The following is a 15,806-nucleotide window of genomic DNA, read 5'->3' on the forward strand; positions in this document are numbered from 1 at the left end:
GCCGCGGTCAGCCCAGGGTGATGTGCACGTGGTCGTAGTGATTGGCCGTGGTCGAGCCTCGGTCAGACATCGGCCGCCAGCCGTCGCCGGCGCGCTGGGTCGTCCAGATCTGCTGGGCGTAGATCACCTCGGTGATGCCGAGCCGCGAGGCATTGGCCCGGGCCCACCGGGCCACCTCCCAGCCCGCCTGACCGCTGACCATCATGTCGACGGCGTGGCCGGAGCCGTGCTCGCCGGAATCGCCGGCGCGGTAGCCCCCGAACGAGGTGATCGCCGGGAATCGCTGGCATGCCTCGAGGGCCGCCGCACGTCCGGCCGCGATGACACCGGCGGGCATCGACTTCGAGCACGAGCCGCTGGTGGTGCCCGATGACGTGCCAACCGACCCGCTCGAGGAGGACGAGGAGGTGGCCGCCACCGGCTTCTCGGTGGACAGGTAGGCCTTGCTCACCCAGGCCGCCTTGCCCTTCCAGGTCACCTGTCGGTAGTCGCCGAACACGGCCGCGGTGGTCGCCAGCGCGGTACCGGGTGCCACCACCGTGACCACGGCCGAGGCCTCGGTCGGGGTGGCGCGGATGTTCAGGTTGGTGGTCGCGTAGCGGGTGCCGCGGGCCTTCCACAACACGGTGGGCCACTGGGGCGCCGCCGGGGTGGCGGTGGGCTTCTTGGTGGCCGGCTTCGCGGCGGTGGTGGCGGGCTTCGCCGGTGCGGTGACCTTCACGGCCGCCGCGGCCTTCACGGCGGCTTCGATGTCGGCAGTGTCCAGTCCCGAGGCCGAGGGCAGGGCACTGCGACGGCTCGAACGGTTCACCTGATCGGTGGCGCGAGCGGCGACGCTGGCCGTGGCCTGCGGTGAGTCCTGAGCCACCGTGGTCTCGAGGGACGAGTCGGAGCCGCGCACCGCGATCGCCCCGAGCGATCCGAGCAGCAGTGCGGCGGCGGTGATGGCCACTCCAACCTTGACGCGACGGCGGCCGCGCCACCCCTGCGTCGCGGGCTCGGTCTCCTCGAGGGCGTGCCGGGCGGCCGGTGCCGTGGTGTCGTCCGCGGGTTCGTCGGAGGCGTCGCGACCCCGGCGGGGTGCGGTGGACTCTGACTGGCTCATGGGGTTCCTCTGCTTGACAGCGGTCGGTCGTCGGCGGCTCGCGCCACCCAACATCCTGAACATTCTCAGCGATTTTCTCAGCAAAACCAAATGATTCGAGCCGTCCGTGCGCCCGACGCGCTCATTAGGGTGGGCCCATCCGCGGTCGACGGACGACCTGCGGCCACCCGCGCAAGGAGGCGAACCGTGACCCAGTCAACCCCCGAGGTGGTGCTGATCGTGTTCGCCCTGGTCGTGGGGGCCGGGGTGATCATCTCGATCGGGTGGATGCTGCTGGCCCACGGTCGCACCGACGACGACGAGCCGACGGACTCGTTCATCGAGGACTGAGCCGAGGACTGAGGGGCATCGAGGCCTGACGCCACCAAGGACTGATCCAGATGGCGGATTTCACAAACCTCAACTTGCCTAATTGCCGCAGGTTAGGCAAGCCTTGTCTGCATGAGCTTCCGCCTGACCCGCCGCGCCCTTCTCGGAGCCGCCGCCACCACCGTCACCGCCGCCACCATGGCCGCGTGCTCGAGCCCGTCGGCCACCCCCTCGTCCGGCGGGTCGACCACCTCGGGAGCCGCCGCCGGCGGCACGCTGACCGTCTACAACGCGCAGCACGAGTCCCTGACCCAGGAGTGGATCGACGGCTTCACCAAGGCCACCGGCATCAAGGTCGAGGTGCGCCAGGGGTCCGACACCGAGATGGCCAACCAGCTGGTCGCCGAGGGTGACAAGTCGCCGGCCGACGTCTTCCTGACCGAGAACTCCCCCGCGATGACCATCGTCGAGAACGCCGGCCTGTTCGCGCCCGTCAACGACGAGATCCTGAGCCAGGTGCCCGAGCAGTACCGCCCCACCACCGGCGCTTGGACCGGCATCGCCGCCCGCTCGACCGTCTTCGTCTACAACACCGACAAGCTCAACGAGTCGACGTTGCCCACCTCGATCATGGATCTCGCCAAGCCGGAGTGGAAGGGCCGCTGGGCCGCCTCTCCGTCGGGCGCCGACTTCCAGGCCATCGTCTCGGCCATCCTGCAGCTCAAGGGCGAGGACGAGACCCTTGCCTGGCTGAAGGCCATGAAGCAGAACTCGACCGCCATCAAGGGCAACTCGGCCGTGATGAAGGCCGTCAACGCTGGCGAGTTCGAGGGGGGCGTCATCTACCACTACTACTACTTCGGCGACCAGGCCAAGGGTGGGCAGAACAGCGCGAAGGTCAACCTGCACTACTTCGGCAACTCCGATCCCGGGGCGTTCGTGTCGGTCTCGGGCGGCGGTGTGCTGAAGAGCTCGAAGAATGCCGACGCGGCCCAGCAGTTCTTGGCGCACATCACCGCCAAGGCCGGCCAGACCGTGCTCAAGGACGGCACCTCGTTCGAGTACCCGGTCGCCTCCGAGGTCGCGGCCAACGCCAAGCTCAAGCCCTTGTCGGAGCTGGGTGCGCCGAAGATCGACCCCGCGACCCTGAACAGCCCCAAGGTCGTTGAGCTCATGCAGTCGGCAGGACTTCTCTGACGTCGACCACCCTGAGCCCGGGCCGGGACCGGTTGTCCCGAGCCCCCCGACGCACACCGTCGCCGCTTGACCACGTTCCGGTCACCATCGCGGCGGCGGTGCTCGTCGTCTCCCTGTGTCTGGTGCCGATCGGATTCATCGTCGCGGCGACGATCGACGCCGGTCCCGCTCTGATCCGTCGACTGGTCTTCCGCCCGCGGGTCGCGGAGCTGCTGGGCAACACCATCGCGTTGTTGCTGGTAGTGGTGCCGGCGACCGTGGTGATCGGCACGGGAGCCGCCCTGCTGGTCGAGCGCACGCGGGTGCCGCGCTGGTTGTCGGCGGCCTTCGTGGCTCCCCTGGCCGTTCCGGCGTTCGTCATGAGCTACGCCTGGGCGACGGTGTGGCCCTCGATCGCCGGGCTCGCCGGCGCCTCGCTGATCGCGACCATCAGCTACTTCCCGTTCGTCTACCTGCCGGTGCTCGCCACCCTGCGCCGCCTCGACCCCGCCCTCGAAGAGTCCGGACGAGCGCTCGGTCTCACCGCCCGGGGCACCCTGCTGCGCGTGGTGCTGCCCCAGCTGCGGCTGCCCGTGCTGGGTGGAGCCCTGCTGGTGGCGCTGCACCTGCTCGCGGAGTACGGGGCGTTCGCGTTCGTCCGCTACGACACGTTCACGACCGCGATCTACGACCAGTTCCGCTCGACCTTCGCGGCCCCGGCGGCCTCGATGCTGGCCGGGGTGCTCGTGCTGTTGTGCCTGGTGGTGCTGTCCGGTGAGACGGCGGTGCGAGGACGACAGCGCCACGCCCGGTTGGGTTCGGGGGTGGCCCGCCGTCAGCGCCGGGTCGGGCTCGGCTGGTGGATCGTCCCGGTCGCGGTGGGCACAGTCGCGCTGCTCGGGGCCGCGCTGGGCGTGCCCGTGTGGTCGTTGGCGCACTGGCTGTCGGTGGGGGTCGAGCTCGACTCCGCGTTGGTGCCGGCCATCGGCAGCACGCTGGCGCTCGCGGGGGTCGGAGCGGTGGCGACCTGCCTCGCCGCCGGACCGCTGGCGTGGCTGTCGGTGCGTCGTCCGACCCGGTGGAGCCGGGCCCTGGAGGGCGTGGCCTTCATCTGCGCCTCGCTGCCCGGCATCGTGGTCGCGCTGGCGTTCGTGACGGTCGCCATCCGGTGGGCGCGACCGGTGTACCAGACCTCCTTGTTGCTGATCGCCGCCTACGTGGTGCTCTTCCTGCCGCGGGCGGTCGCCAGCCTGCGGGCGGGCATGGCGCAGGTGCCGACCGGCCTGGGTGAGGCGTCCCGCTCGCTCGGGCGGGGGCCGGTGACCACGCTGGCGCGGGTGTCGATTCCCCTATTGGCACCGGCCTTCGGGGCCGCCGCGTCGATGGCCTTCCTGGGCATCGCCGGCGAACTCACCGCCACGTTGCTGCTGGCGCCGACAGGCACCTCGACGCTGGCGTCGCGATTCTGGTCGCTGTCGAGCGAACTGGACTACCCTGCGAGCGCGCCGTACGCACTCGCGTTGATCGTGCTGTCGGTGCCGATGACGATCATCTTGTTCCGCGAAACGCGAGGAGACCGCCCGTGATCGACTCCGTCAGCGACGCCCTCGTCGTCCGGGGGGTGAGGGCGGCCTACGGCTCGACCGAGGTGCTCCACGGCATCGACCTGACCGTGCCGGCGGGTTCGGTGTTGGCGGTGGTCGGGCCGTCCGGGAGCGGGAAGACCACCCTGCTGCGGTGCATCGGCGGCTTCGAACCGCCCACCGCCGGCGACATCAGCATTCAGGGGGTGCCGGTCTGCGGGTCGGTGTGGGTGCCGCCCAACAAGCGCTCCATCGGGTACGTCTCGCAGGACGGCGCCCTGTTCCCCCACCTGAGCGTGGGCGCGAACGTCGGCTTCGGCCTCCCGCGACGTGAACGCACGGACGAGCGCGTCGCCGAGCTGCTGCAGACGGTGAACCTGTCGGCCGATCTGGCCGCTCGCCGCCCCGACCAGCTGTCGGGCGGACAGCAACAACGGGTTTCGCTGGCCCGCGCTCTGGCCCGCCGACCAGCGGTGATGCTGCTGGACGAACCCTTCTCGGCACTCGACACCCATCTGCGTGAGGCGACGCGCGACCTCGTCGGCGAGGTCTTGCGCGAGGCCGGCGTGACCACGCTGTTGGTGACCCATGATCAGGAGGAGGCGCTGGCCTTCGCCGACCTGGTGGCCGTGCTCGAAGCCGGCGAGTTGCGCCAGGTGGGTGGGCCGCAGGTCGTCTATGAACGCCCCGTCGACGTGGCCACCGCGCGCCTGCTGGGCTCGACCCTCGAACTCGACGCGGTGGTGCGAGCCGGGGTGGCGGAGACCGTGATCGGACCGGTGCCCGCCATGGGCGTGCCCGAGGGACGAGCGACGGTGATCGCACGCCCCCACCAGGTGGCGGCCAAGTTGGACCTGCACGGTCGCTGGGTGGTGCGCTCCCTGGCCTTCCACGGGGACCATCGTCGGTTGACGCTGGGCCCGGTGCCGGAGGCCGGGGCGTCGGCCGACGGACCCACCTTCCGGGTGTCGACGGATCAGCCGCTGCGCGTGGGCGATCGCATGACGATCAGCCTGATCGGACGAGCCCTGGTGGTGCCGAGCGCTCCGCAGCACGCCTGAGAGCCACGAGACCTTCGTCCACAAACCGGCATCACGTCCACAAACCGTCATCAAAGGGTTCAACCCCCAGGAAAGTTCCTGAGGGCCGCACGTTTTCGTTCGAGTGTGTGTGGTTCTACTCGCCTGCGGCCGGCTCGGGCACCTGACCCTCGGCCACCTGGCCCTCGGGCACCTGGCCCTCGGCCACCTGGCCCTCGGGCACCTGAACCTCGGGCACCTGAACCTCGGGCACCTGAACCTCGGGCACCTGGTCAAGGAAGCTCGCGCAACGGTCACGCAGTTGGCCGAGGTTGCCGTCGGGCTCGAAGGCGTCGGCGAACAGGGTGTCGTCCGCGATGCACACGGGAGCCTCCACCTTGAACCAGCGACCGAGCGCCCAAGCTCCCAGCCCACCGCGCGGCACGAGCGCGACCCCGGCGGGCAGCACGTGCTGCAGCGACTCCCCGTAGGCGCCACCCATCACGTCGGCGGGCAGCACCTGCACCGCCGGCGCCCCCAACCGGCTCGCCGCCAGCAACTCGTTCGGCGTCAGGGCGGCCGGCAGCACCGTCACCCCGGCCGCGCGCCCGGCCTCCAGCAGCTCGGGGTCGGCGTTGTTGGCCAGCACGAACGCCGGCTGCTTCTCGAGACCCAGGTCGTCCACCGTCAGGGCACCGTGCAGACCGAAGGCGAGCCGGGCGCCGAAGACGGGCACGAGGTCGTCCAACCACGCGGCATTGCTGACGTGCAGTGAGACGGTGCGAAAGCCCCGCTGGGCGAGAATCTCGAGCACGGCTCCCACGCGCAGGAACGAGGCCTGCTCCATCGGACGAGCGGGCAGCGCCGCCACGATGCGAGGCTCGGCGAGGCAGGCGGGCAGGGCGTCGGTCATGCGCCCATCATGCCAGTGGGCACGGAGTGCACGAACCGGCCCGCGCCTCGGCCGCGCGGGCTAGCCTCGAGGCATCGGAACCGACCCATGGAGGGCCTGATGAAACTCGAGTCAACCGGCATTCCCGCCGACTCCGCCATCGAGCTGAAGTACACCGAGCAGGGCTCCGGCGGGCAGAACGTCATCCCCGACCTGCGCTGGAGCGACGCCCCCGAGGGCACCGCCTCGTACGCCATCACCATTTACGACCCCGACGCGCCGACGGGTTCGGGCTGGTGGCACTGGGTGGCCATCGACCTGCCCGCCACCATCACCAGCGTCGACGAGGGCGGGCCCCTGCCGGCCGGCGCCCGCGAATGGATCAATGACTACGGGTATCGCGGCTACGGCGGCGCCTGCCCCCCGCCCGGACCGGCCCACCGCTACGTGCACACCGTGTACGCGCTGCCGGTGGAACGCCTCGACCTGCCCGACGAGGCCACCTCGGCGCAGGTGCGGTTCACGGTGCTGGCCCAGGCCTTGGACAGCGCGAGCTTCACCGCGACCTTCGCCCAGCCGGAGGCATGAGGCCGGTCCGGCGCCCCCGCGCTCCTGGCCGGCGAGCGGGGTGGGGTTGAATGGGAGGCATGAGCCTGCACCGTTCGTCCGCTTTGGGTCGCCTGCTGGTGGCCGCCGTGGCGACGGCATTGGCGCTGGTCGGCGCGGTCGTCCGCCCCACCCCGGCGGCCGCGGCCCCCGAGGCCTGGTCGGGCACGCCGGTGGCCTCGTCCGCCGTCGGTGACCAGGCCTGCGCCGACTTCCTGTTCGTCGGCGTGCGCGGCTCGGGCGAGCCCGCCGGGTACGGGCCGACGGTCACGCGGGTGCGCGACGGCCTCGCCGAACGATGGACGACGGGGTCGGTCCGCCAGGTGTGGCTCGACTACCCGGCCGCCGATCCGCACACCCTGACCGGGGTGCCGATGGCGTCGCTGCTGCTCGACCAGCCGATGCCCTCCACCGAGTACTTCACCTCGGCCCGCACCGGCGCCACCCGGCTCGCCACCCTGCTCACCGACCAGGCCTCCCGCTGCCCCGCCGAACGGACGATCCTGGCCGGCTTCTCGCAGGGCGCCCAGGTGATCACCGCCGCTCTCGGGTCGGCACCCGAGGCCCCCGCCCGGCTGGCCGCCGCGATCCTGGTGGGCAACCCCAGCCACTACCCTGGGCAGAGCGTGCGCGAGATCTCCGGGTCGGCGTCGCAGAACGCCATCGGGTTGGGAGCCATGCTCTATCTGCTGCGCGAGCAGGCCCGACGCGGCGGCCAGACCGACCGCGACCAGGCGGTGCGCACCCTCATCCAGACGACCATCAACCTCTACCAGGGCACCTTCGACGTCGCCGACATTCGCGCGGCCATGGTGGCCCAGCACGCCGAGATTCCGCCGCTGGCCTACCAGAGCACCTACTCGGTCTGTCAGGCCGGCGACCTGGTCTGCGATGCCGGGCAGTCGATGGCGCAGGTGATGGTGCAGGCGACCACCCTGTCGGCCGAGATCGATCGCACGCGGCCCATCCATTCCGGGTACACGCCCGAGGTGTTGGCGCCGACCATCGAGGCGGCCAGCACCGCGATCGCCGCCCTGCCCCCGATCGCGGCTCCCCCGGCCAGCGCCTCGTCCGAGCCCAGCTCGGCGGCGCGTCCGCAGCCGACCGTGCAGGTGACGGTCGACCGGCAGTGGTGGCTGGTGGGCGTCGCCGTCGCGGCCGCGCTACCGCTGCTGGTGGTCGCCTTCGCGCTCGGTCACCGAGCCGGACGACGGCCGTCCCGCCCCCGCCGGCCCGTCGCCGGGGCGTCGGCCTCGTCCGCCGACTCGCCCCGATCACCGGTCACCGCGAGTTCATCGCCCGATCACCGGGAGTCCTCCGAACCGCTGCCGAATGGCACCCCACGGGCCTAGGGTCAACGACGTACCCCACCGGTCCCTCGAGCCCCACGTCACCAGGAGTTTCCCCATGACCCTCGCACGTCGCACCCTGCTCGCCCTCTCCGCCGCCGGCGCGGCCACCGCCGTCGCGGGCTGCGCCAAGAAGTCCACCGACGCCAATCCGGGCTCGTCCGCCTCGGGCAACTCGGGTTCGGGCACCAACCTGACCGTCTTCCTCTCCGGCGACACCAACATGCAGGAGCTGTGGGAGAAGGCGCTCATTCCCGCCTTCGTCAAGGCCAACCCGGGCTACTCCGTGAAGGTGCAGCTCGACCTGCACGGTGAGCACGATGCGCAGACGCAGGCGAAGCTGACCGCCGCCCAGAGCCAGGGCAAGGATTCCGGCATCGACCTGGTCGACGCCGGCTTCGTCACGGGCCTCGCGGAGGCGGGCGTGATGGAGAAGGTGTCGACGGCCAACGTGCCCAACCTCGCCGGGGTTCCCGAGAACGTGGTGGCGGCCGGCAAGGGCGGCGGCATTCCGTACCGCGGGTCGTCCGTGCTGCTGGCCTACAACCCCGACAAGGTGACGACCCCGCCGGCCACGCTCGACGAGGTGCTCGCGTGGATCAAGGACAACCCCGGTCAGTTCACCTACTGCCCGCCGAAGTCGGGTGGGTCCGGCAGCGCCTGGGTCACCACGGTGCTCGACAAGTTCCTCGACCCCGCGGCCGCCGACACGCTGCGCACCACCTACGACACCGAGGCGATGAAGGGCTGGTCGAAGGGCTTCGCCGAGCTCAAGGCCCTCGGCCCGTCGATCTACCAGAAGGGTGTCTACCCCAACGGCAACTCGCAGGTGCTGGAACTGCTGGCCAGCGGCCAGATCTCGATGTGCACCGCGTGGAGCGACCAGTTCATCTCGGGGCAGAAGACCGGCCTGGTGCCCGAGAAGATCAAGGCGACCCAGATCACCAACCCCAGCTTCACCGGTGGGGCCGCCTACCTGGGTGTCGTCGCGGCCAGCAAGAAGAAGGCCGATGCGCTCAAGCTCGCCGACTTCGTGCTCTCGCCCGAGTCGCAGGCGCTGATCGCCAACCAGATCGCCGGCTTCCCGGTGATCCCGCTCGAGAAGCTGCCCGCCGAGACCCAGGCCATCTTCAAGGAGGCCCACCCCGACGTGCTGCGCCCGGGTTACCTCGACAAGGTCGGCAACGACATGTCGGCGCAGTGGGACCAGCAGGTGCCCGGCAAGTGAGTGTCACCGTCACCCGCAGTCGGCGACGGCGAGCCCGGACGAGGTCGCTGCGCGGCCTGCTGATGGCCTCGCCGCCGCTGCTGCTGGTGGCCGCCTTCACCGGCTTCCCGATCGTGTTGGCCGTCGGCTACTCGTTGGGACACACCGGCGGGTTGAACCGGACGACGGCGCTGATCGCCCAGCACCAGTTCGAGAAGACCCAGTGGTGGGGCACGCTGGGCGCCTACCGGCAGATGCTCACCAACCAGCGGTTCCAGACCGATCTGGCGGTGACGCTGCTGGTCACGGCCGTCTCGACGGTGATCGTGCTGGCGTTGGCGCTGATCATCGCGCTCTACCTACGGCTCGCCGGCGGGTGGGCGGCGAAGGCGCTGACGACGCTGGCGGTGGTGCCGCAGTTCATCCCCGTGGTCATCGCGTCGTGGTCGGTGCTGATGTTCTACGCCCCCGACGGTTTCCTGCGCTCGCTGTTCGCCCAGTTCGGGGTCGACGGGCCCAGCTTCGGCTACACGATCACGGCGGTGATCATCGCCCAGGTGTGGTGCTCGCTGCCGTTCGCGGTGCTGATGTGCGCCTCGGGGGTGCAGGCGGTGCCCGACTCCCTCATCGATGCCGCCCGCGACTCGGGCGCCGGGCTCGTCCGCACGACGTTCTCGGTGATCCTGCCGATGGCGTTCGTGCCCATCGTGATCGCGGCCACGTTCACGGCCATCGGCATCATCGGTTCGTTCACCGTGCCCTACTTCACCGGGCCCAACGCGCCCACCATGCTGGGCGTCGACATGGCCAACTACTTCACGGCCTACAACCAGCCGCAGCAGTCGATCGTGATGGCCGTCGTGGTGTTCGCCGCCGCCTCACTGATCGCCCTGGCCTACATCTGGGCCAATTTCCGATCGAGCAAGGAGTCGGGCGCATGAGTGGTTGGCGCGCTGTCGGCAAGGTGTCGGTCAGCCTGTTCATGGTGCTGCTGGCGGTCTTCATCCTCGGGCCTTTGGTGTGGCTGGCCTCGCGGGCGTTCGCGACCGAGTGGACCTACCCGAACCTGTGGCCCAGCGGCTTCACCCTGCGCTGGTGGCGGGTGGTCGTCGACGACCCGATGATGACCATCGCGCTGCAGAACTCGATCACCTTCGCGGTGCTGACCGTGGCCATCTCGGCGGCGATCTGCCTGCCGGCTGCCTATGCCTTCAGCCGCTACCAGTTCCCGGGGCGCCGGTTCATGCTGGTGACGCTGTTCGCGGTCAACGCCTTCCCCAAGATGGGGCTGTTCGTGGCCATCGCCAGCCTGTTCTACGCGCTGCAGTTGATGCAGACGGTGGTGGGCGTGCTGATCGTGCACGTGCTGGGCACGGTGGTGTTCATGACCTGGATTCCGGCGGCCGCGTTCTCGTCGGTGCCGCGCTCGCTCGAGGAGGCCGCCCGCGACGCCGGCGCCGGCCCGCTGCGGGTGTTCTGGTCGGTGACCCTGCCGATGGCGCTGCCTGCGATCATGGTGGCCGCGATCATGAGCTTCATCGCCAGTTGGGACGAGGCCCAGGGCACCTATCTGGTGGGAGCCCCCGACTACATGACCATGCCGACCCAGATGTACTCGCTGGTGTTGAACTACCCCAAGCAGGTGTCGGCCGTGTTCTCGATTCTGTTGACGATTCCCTCCGTGGGGCTGCTGATGCTGGTGCGCAAGCAGATCATGGGTGGGCAACTGGCCGAAGGGTTCCAGATCAAGTGAGTGAGACCGTGATGCCGGACGATCTGGGCTCCGGCCTGGTGATCGACGGACTGCACAAGAACCTCGGTGGCCGCACCATCGTCGACAACCTGTCGCTCGACGTGGCCGCCGGCGAACTCGTGTGCCTGCTGGGGCCCTCGGGCTGCGGCAAGACCACCACCCTGCGCATGATCGCGGGCTTCCTCGAACCCGACGGCGGCACCGTCACGGTGGGCTCGCGCGATGTCACCAGCCTGCCGCCGGAGCGTCGTCCGTCGGCGATGGTGTTCCAGAACTACGCCTTGTGGCCACACATGACCGTCGCCAAGAACGTCGCCTTCCCGCTGAAGCTGAAGAAGCGACCGCGCGCCGAGATCACCGAGCGGGTCGAGCGCGTGCTCGCGTTGGTCAACTTGCTGCACCACAAGGACTCCCGCCCGGCCCGCATCTCGGGCGGCGAGCAGCAGCGCACCGCCCTGGCGCGGGCGCTGGTGCAGGAGCCAGCGGTGCTGCTGCTCGACGAACCCCTGTCGAACCTCGACGCCAAGCTGCGCGTGCGGGTGCGCGAAGACATTCGGGAGATTCAGCAGCGGCTCGGCATCACCACCGTGATGGTCACCCACGACCAGGACGAGGCCATGGCCATGTCTGACCGGGTCGCGGTGATGAACGACGGCCGCATCGAGCAGGTCTCGGCCCCGGGTGAGTTGTACGCCAACCCGCGCACTGAGTTCGTCGCCACCTTCGTCGGGTCGGTCACCAAGGTGCCCGGCCGACTGACGGCGTCGGGGCTGTCGACGACGGGGGCGGACGAGGGCCTCGTCTCCGCGGTGCGCCCCGAGGCGGTGCGGCTGGTGCCGGCTGGGTGCGGGGTTGCCGGCGGGGGGTCGTCCCGGAGCGGTGAGGTGGGCCGGATCGGCGAGGTGACCCGGGTGACTCCCCACGGACACTTCGTCGAGGTGCGGGTGGCGATTGATGCTCCCGGTGGGGAGGCTGGGCCTGGCGGTGTCGGCCGTGAGCCGGTGGAACTGGTGGCCTACGTGAACGGGTCGCTGGTGAACCCCGAGGTGCCGGCGGTCGGGGATCGGGTCGGGGTTGATCTGGGCCAGATCTGGTACTTCCGCGACGGCCAACGGGTCGACTGAGGCATTTCTGGTCCCTTTTGTTTGCCACCTGATCTCTCGTGCGGCCGATGAGCACCACAACCCGCACGCGGGCTTCGTGGGAGGCCCAACAAGGGGGTCGCGCGAGCCTGCGTGCGGGTTGTGGCGGTGTCGGGCGGTTTGATTCGCTAGTGTGAGCGGCGATTTTGACCACCCCCCAGCTGGAGGCATCGTGTCCGCCGCGCCCACCACCCCCGTTGCCCCGGACGAGCGACCCAGTCGCTACGCCGCCAAGGCCCTGCTCGCCTCGAGCGTCGGCTACGCCATGGATGGCTTCGACCTGCTCATCCTCAGCTTCTCGCTGGGAGCGATCGCCGCCCACTTCACCCTCGACCCGGGCCAGTCGGGCCTGCTGGCGACCGTCACCCTGATCGGTGCCGTGCTCGGCGGCGCGGTCGGCGGCGTGCTGTCCGACCGGATCGGCCGGGTGAAGGTACTGACCATCTCGATCCTGGTCTTCGCCGTGTTCACCGCCGCCACCGGCCTGTCGCCCAGCCATGGCTGGCTGCTGTTCTTCCGCTTCCTCGCAGGCGTCGGCCTCGGCGCCGAGTACGGGGTCGGCATGACCCTGGCGACCGAGGCCTGGCCCGCGAAGTGGCGCGCCCGGGCGGCATCGTTCGTGGCCGTCGGCTGGCAGGTGGGCGTGCTGCTCGCGGCCGGCGTCTCGGCGTGGGCGCTCAGCAACCCCTCGATCGGCTGGCGCGGACTGTTCCTGATCGGTGCCATCCCCGCGGTGCTCGCCTTCTTCACCCGCCGCCACGTCGACGAACCCGAGATGTTCACCCAGATGGAGCGGGTCAAGAACCCGGTGCGCGAGTTGTTCTCGACGCCCACCCGGGTCAAGCACTCGATCGCCGTCATCGTGCTGACGTCGGTGCAGAACTTCGGCTACTACGGGTTGATGCTCTGGCTGCCCAGCTATCTGGCCAAGCAGCACGGCTTCTCGATCAACAAGTCGGCGTTGTGGACGGCGGTGACGGTGCTCGGCATGATCGTCGGCATCCTGCTGTTCGGGGTGCTCGCCGACCGCATCGGACGACGCCCCATGTTCCTCGCCTACCAGGTGGGGGCGGCCATCTCGGTGGTGGTGTTCAGCCGGCTCGACGACCCGATCGCCATGCTGATCGGCGGTGCCGTGATGGGCGCCTTCGTCAACGGCATGATGGGTGGCTACGGCGCGCTGACGGCCGAACTCTTCCCCACCAATGTGCGCGGCACCGCCCAGAACCTGCTGTTCAACATCGGACGAGGCGTCGGCGGGTTCGCCCCCTGGCTGATCGGCCTGGTGGTCGGCTGGCGCGGATTCGCAATCGCGATCGCCCTGCTGGCCGCCATCTACGTGATCGACCTGGTGGTGACACTGGCCCTCGTCCCAGAACGTCGCGGGCGCGAGCTCGACGGTGTCGGCGAGGGGTCCGTGCCGATCTGAGCGTCGGACGGCCCGCGGGCGTGGCGCGGAGTGGTTGAGTGATGCCATGAACGCGCGCCCGATTCCCGAGCACCGGCTGGTGTTGATCCGCCACGGCAAGACCGCGTGGTCGGAGGCGATGAAGCACACCGGGCTCACCGACGTGCCGCTGCTGCCCAAGGGCGAGAAGCTGGCCGCCGAGATCGCCCCCAACCTGGCGGGGTTCGACTTCTCGCTGGTGCTCGCCTCGCCGCTGCAGCGGGCCCGTCGGACCGCCGAACTGGCCGGGCTCGGTGACCACCAGGTCGATCCGAACCTCGTCGAGTGGGACTACGGCGGCTACGAGGGTCGCACCACCGCCGAGATTCGCGACGAGTTGGGCTACGACTGGAATGTGTGGGACGACGGGGTCGTGCCCGGGGAGACACCCGGTGAGACCATCGAGCAGGTCTCGGCGCGGGCGAGGGCGGTGATCGATCGGGTGATGCCGGCGCTGGTGACCGGCGACGTCGCCCTGGTGGCGCACGGGCACCTGCTGCGCGTGCTGGCGTCGGTGTGGTTGCGCACCGAGCCCCGGTTCGGCGCCCAGCTGATCCTCGATGCGGGCGCCCTGTGCGTCCTCGGGTACGAACGCCACAACCCGGCGATCGTGCACTGGAACTGGCTGCCGCTGGCGGAGGCCCTGCAGTCCGAGTGACGCGCGCTCACCGGGCGACCCGGACTGCCCGGGCCGCCTGCGGCCTCGATGTGCGCAGCCCGCGGAGTGCGTGCTAACCTTTCGGGGCTGGAGAGATCCAGTGTTGCGCGAGTGGCGGAATGGCAGACGCGCTGGCTTCAGGTGCCAGTGTCCCTTGGGACGTGGAGGTTCAACTCCTCTCTCGCGCACGCAACGGAAGGCCCGGATCCCCTTGATGGGGGCCGGGCCTTCGTTCGTTGCCTGTCCACCCACTCAGGCCACCAGCAACTCAGGCCAGGAAGGCCTGCAGGCTGGTGGCGAGCAGCCGCTCGTACTGCCCGGGTGTCCATCCGCAGCGCCGCAGCAGCCGGTCGGCCACCTCGGGCGAGGTGAGGGTCCAGACCACGTCGATCACCGGCTCGCGCGTCATCCCCGGCGGCAACCCGTGCGCCGCCTCCATCGCCTGCACCATGTGCCCGTTGCCGGTGCGGCGTTCCCGGTCGATGGTCTCCACCAGGTCGGCGATGATCGGGTCGGACGAGGCCCCGGCGTGAATCAGCCGCGCGAGCAGGGGGCCGACGCCCACCATGATCCGACGGCTGAAGCCTGCGTACGCCCAGATGGGGATCCTCCCGGCACCCACCCGCTGAGCGCGCGACGCGGGGCCCCGGCCCATTCGACCGGGACCCCCACGAGCACGACCTCCCCCCGGGATCGCGCCCGCACTCCCGGCTGTGCGCCGGGGGTCTGCCGCCGCTCAGAAGCCCGTGATCTCCTTGAAGCGCACGGTGTGCACCTCGTCGGCTTCTGCCGTGCAGAAGGCCTCGAACTTCCACTTGCCGTTCGCGTCGATCGTGTTCGCGTTCGCCAGGCAGTCGCCCACGTTGGCCCCGTTCTTGTCGAGCGCCGAGAACGTGATCTGCACGTAGTTGTCGATGGGCTTGTCGGTGTTGTTCGACACGTAACCGACCACCTGCACCATGTACGGGTTGGACTTGTCGAGCTTCCACCCCTTGTCGAGCGTGAGGCGCTCGGGGGCCTTCGTCACGGCCGGCTTCGCGGCCTGGCTCGGCGGAGCAGCGTTGGTCGCCTTGGCTGCGCCGCTGGCCGAGGTGCCGGCGGACGACGCGGTGGCCTCGTCCGCCACCACGGACGACTCCGCGCCCTCGGCGGGTGCCGCGGTGGGCTGGTCGCCGCCGCTGCTGACGGAGGCGATCACCACGATCAGTGCGACCACGCCCAGGGCCCACACCCACCACCGCTTGAGCAGGGGCTTGCGCTGCTTGGGCGGCTGCTGGAACTGCTGCCCCTGGAACGGCTGCCCCTGGAACTGCTGCCCCTGGAACTGCTGACCGGGGAACTGCTGACCGGGCTGCTGCTGCGAGGCAGAAATCGCGGACTGAGGAAACGTCGGGTGCTGAGGGCCGGGCTGGTTCATCGTGAACTCCTGTGTGATCGGAACTGACTCCAGTCCACCGCCCATGCCCCCTCCCCCACATCGCCCGATCGGCTCCATCGCTCTCGTCCGATCGGCTCGTGCGCACACCCCCACGACCCACCAAACGGCTGAGGCGAAATGTC

At 70.0% G+C, this 15,806-nt stretch carries 16 protein-coding genes and 1 tRNA gene; 13 read left to right on the top strand and 4 right to left on the bottom strand.

The window, feature by feature from the left end; all coding sequences use genetic code 11:
• Window positions 1-7: 7 nt before the first annotated feature.
• Window positions 8-1,105, bottom strand: coding sequence for an SH3 domain-containing protein (locus tag ACSDQ9_RS07400; RefSeq protein ID WP_435145606.1), 1,098 nt, complete (start codon window positions 1,103-1,105; stop codon window positions 8-10).
• 186 nt (window positions 1,106-1,291) lie between these two features.
• On the opposite strand from ACSDQ9_RS07400, the gene ACSDQ9_RS07405 reads away from it, so the two are divergent.
• The 4 genes from ACSDQ9_RS07405 to ACSDQ9_RS07420 all read left to right on the top strand — a co-directional run bounded on the left by ACSDQ9_RS07405 (window position 1,292) and on the right by ACSDQ9_RS07420 (window position 5,234).
• Window positions 1,292-1,435 (top strand): hypothetical protein, encoded by a 144-nt coding sequence (locus tag ACSDQ9_RS07405; protein WP_435145609.1) that lies wholly within the window; start codon window positions 1,292-1,294, stop codon window positions 1,433-1,435.
• A 111-nt stretch (window positions 1,436-1,546) separates the two neighbouring features.
• Window positions 1,547-2,611, top strand: a complete 1,065-nt coding sequence (locus ACSDQ9_RS07410; RefSeq protein WP_435145612.1) for an iron ABC transporter substrate-binding protein — start codon at window positions 1,547-1,549, stop codon at window positions 2,609-2,611.
• Window positions 2,612-2,733: 122 nt separating this feature from the next.
• On the top strand, window positions 2,734-4,176 hold the full coding sequence (locus ACSDQ9_RS07415; protein WP_435145615.1) for an ABC transporter permease: 1,443 nt from the start codon (window positions 2,734-2,736) through the stop codon (window positions 4,174-4,176).
• Window positions 4,173-5,234, top strand: coding sequence for an ABC transporter ATP-binding protein (locus tag ACSDQ9_RS07420; protein ID WP_435145617.1), 1,062 nt, complete (start codon window positions 4,173-4,175; stop codon window positions 5,232-5,234). Before ACSDQ9_RS07415 ends, ACSDQ9_RS07420 begins: the two co-directional genes overlap by 4 nt.
• A gap of 115 nt (window positions 5,235-5,349) precedes the next feature.
• Here the strand turns inward: ACSDQ9_RS07420 and ACSDQ9_RS07425 are convergent, their stop codons facing one another.
• A complete protein-coding gene (locus ACSDQ9_RS07425; protein WP_435145620.1) occupies window positions 5,350-6,105 on the bottom strand; it encodes a beta/alpha barrel domain-containing protein in 756 nt (251 codons plus the stop codon).
• A 99-nt stretch (window positions 6,106-6,204) separates the two neighbouring features.
• Between ACSDQ9_RS07425 and ACSDQ9_RS07430 the strand changes: the two genes are divergently transcribed.
• From ACSDQ9_RS07430 to ACSDQ9_RS07470, 9 genes are all read left to right on the top strand, one after another.
• Window positions 6,205-6,672, top strand: coding sequence for a YbhB/YbcL family Raf kinase inhibitor-like protein (locus ACSDQ9_RS07430; RefSeq protein ID WP_435145622.1), 468 nt, complete (start codon window positions 6,205-6,207; stop codon window positions 6,670-6,672).
• A 59-nt stretch (window positions 6,673-6,731) separates the two neighbouring features.
• Window positions 6,732-8,042 carry a cutinase family protein gene (locus ACSDQ9_RS07435; protein ID WP_435145624.1) on the top strand — a complete coding sequence of 437 codons (1,311 nt, stop codon included), beginning with the start codon at window positions 6,732-6,734 and terminating at the stop codon, window positions 8,040-8,042.
• Window positions 8,043-8,097: 55 nt separating this feature from the next.
• Window positions 8,098-9,267: an extracellular solute-binding protein gene (locus ACSDQ9_RS07440; protein ID WP_435145627.1), complete on the top strand. Its 1,170-nt coding sequence runs from the start codon at window positions 8,098-8,100 to the stop codon at window positions 9,265-9,267.
• Window positions 9,264-10,187, top strand: a complete 924-nt coding sequence (locus tag ACSDQ9_RS07445) for an ABC transporter permease (RefSeq protein WP_435145630.1) — start codon at window positions 9,264-9,266, stop codon at window positions 10,185-10,187. The genes ACSDQ9_RS07440 and ACSDQ9_RS07445 overlap by 4 nt, the downstream gene beginning before the upstream one ends.
• The gene (locus tag ACSDQ9_RS07450) at window positions 10,184-10,999 is read left to right on the top strand and encodes an ABC transporter permease (protein WP_435145633.1); all 816 of its coding nucleotides are present in this window, start codon (window positions 10,184-10,186) and stop codon (window positions 10,997-10,999) included. The genes ACSDQ9_RS07445 and ACSDQ9_RS07450 overlap by 4 nt, the downstream gene beginning before the upstream one ends.
• Complete coding sequence (locus ACSDQ9_RS07455) at window positions 10,996-12,123, top strand: ABC transporter ATP-binding protein (protein WP_435145635.1); 1,128 nt, start codon at window positions 10,996-10,998, stop codon at window positions 12,121-12,123. Before ACSDQ9_RS07450 ends, ACSDQ9_RS07455 begins: the two co-directional genes overlap by 4 nt.
• Window positions 12,124-12,313: 190 nt before the next feature.
• Window positions 12,314-13,570, top strand: coding sequence for an MFS transporter (locus ACSDQ9_RS07460; RefSeq protein ID WP_435145638.1), 1,257 nt, complete (start codon window positions 12,314-12,316; stop codon window positions 13,568-13,570).
• A 46-nt stretch (window positions 13,571-13,616) separates the two neighbouring features.
• Complete coding sequence (locus tag ACSDQ9_RS07465) at window positions 13,617-14,246, top strand: histidine phosphatase family protein (protein ID WP_435145641.1); 630 nt, start codon at window positions 13,617-13,619, stop codon at window positions 14,244-14,246.
• Between the two features lie 105 nt (window positions 14,247-14,351).
• A tRNA-Leu gene (locus ACSDQ9_RS07470) sits at window positions 14,352-14,434 on the top strand.
• A gap of 80 nt (window positions 14,435-14,514) precedes the next feature.
• On the opposite strand, the gene ACSDQ9_RS07475 is transcribed toward ACSDQ9_RS07470, so the two are convergent.
• Window positions 14,515-14,814 (bottom strand): hypothetical protein, encoded by a 300-nt coding sequence (locus ACSDQ9_RS07475; protein ID WP_435145644.1) that lies wholly within the window; start codon window positions 14,812-14,814, stop codon window positions 14,515-14,517.
• 168 nt (window positions 14,815-14,982) lie between these two features.
• Complete coding sequence (locus ACSDQ9_RS07480) at window positions 14,983-15,663, bottom strand: FxLYD domain-containing protein (protein WP_435145647.1); 681 nt, start codon at window positions 15,661-15,663, stop codon at window positions 14,983-14,985.
• Window positions 15,664-15,806 lie beyond the last annotated feature (143 nt).

Source organism: Aestuariimicrobium soli (assembly GCF_051192575.1).
Lineage (GTDB): Bacteria > Actinomycetota > Actinomycetes > Propionibacteriales > Propionibacteriaceae > Aestuariimicrobium > Aestuariimicrobium soli.

Coding starts and splice junctions, on each gene's coding strand:
- ACSDQ9_RS07400 (WP_435145606.1), bottom strand. CDS start 1,105: ATGAGCCAGTCAGAGTCCACCGCACCCCGCCGGGGTCGCGACGCCTCC.
- ACSDQ9_RS07410 (WP_435145612.1), top strand. CDS start 1,547: ATGAGCTTCCGCCTGACCCGCCGCGCCCTTCTCGGAGCCGCCGCCACC.
- ACSDQ9_RS07425 (WP_435145620.1), bottom strand. CDS start 6,105: ATGACCGACGCCCTGCCCGCCTGCCTCGCCGAGCCTCGCATCGTGGCG.
- ACSDQ9_RS07430 (WP_435145622.1), top strand. CDS start 6,205: ATGAAACTCGAGTCAACCGGCATTCCCGCCGACTCCGCCATCGAGCTG.
- ACSDQ9_RS07435 (WP_435145624.1), top strand. CDS start 6,732: ATGAGCCTGCACCGTTCGTCCGCTTTGGGTCGCCTGCTGGTGGCCGCC.
- ACSDQ9_RS07440 (WP_435145627.1), top strand. CDS start 8,098: ATGACCCTCGCACGTCGCACCCTGCTCGCCCTCTCCGCCGCCGGCGCG.
- ACSDQ9_RS07450 (WP_435145633.1), top strand. CDS start 10,184: ATGAGTGGTTGGCGCGCTGTCGGCAAGGTGTCGGTCAGCCTGTTCATG.
- ACSDQ9_RS07465 (WP_435145641.1), top strand. CDS start 13,617: ATGAACGCGCGCCCGATTCCCGAGCACCGGCTGGTGTTGATCCGCCAC.
- ACSDQ9_RS07475 (WP_435145644.1), bottom strand. CDS start 14,814: ATGGTGGGCGTCGGCCCCCTGCTCGCGCGGCTGATTCACGCCGGGGCC.
- ACSDQ9_RS07480 (WP_435145647.1), bottom strand. CDS start 15,663: ATGAACCAGCCCGGCCCTCAGCACCCGACGTTTCCTCAGTCCGCGATT.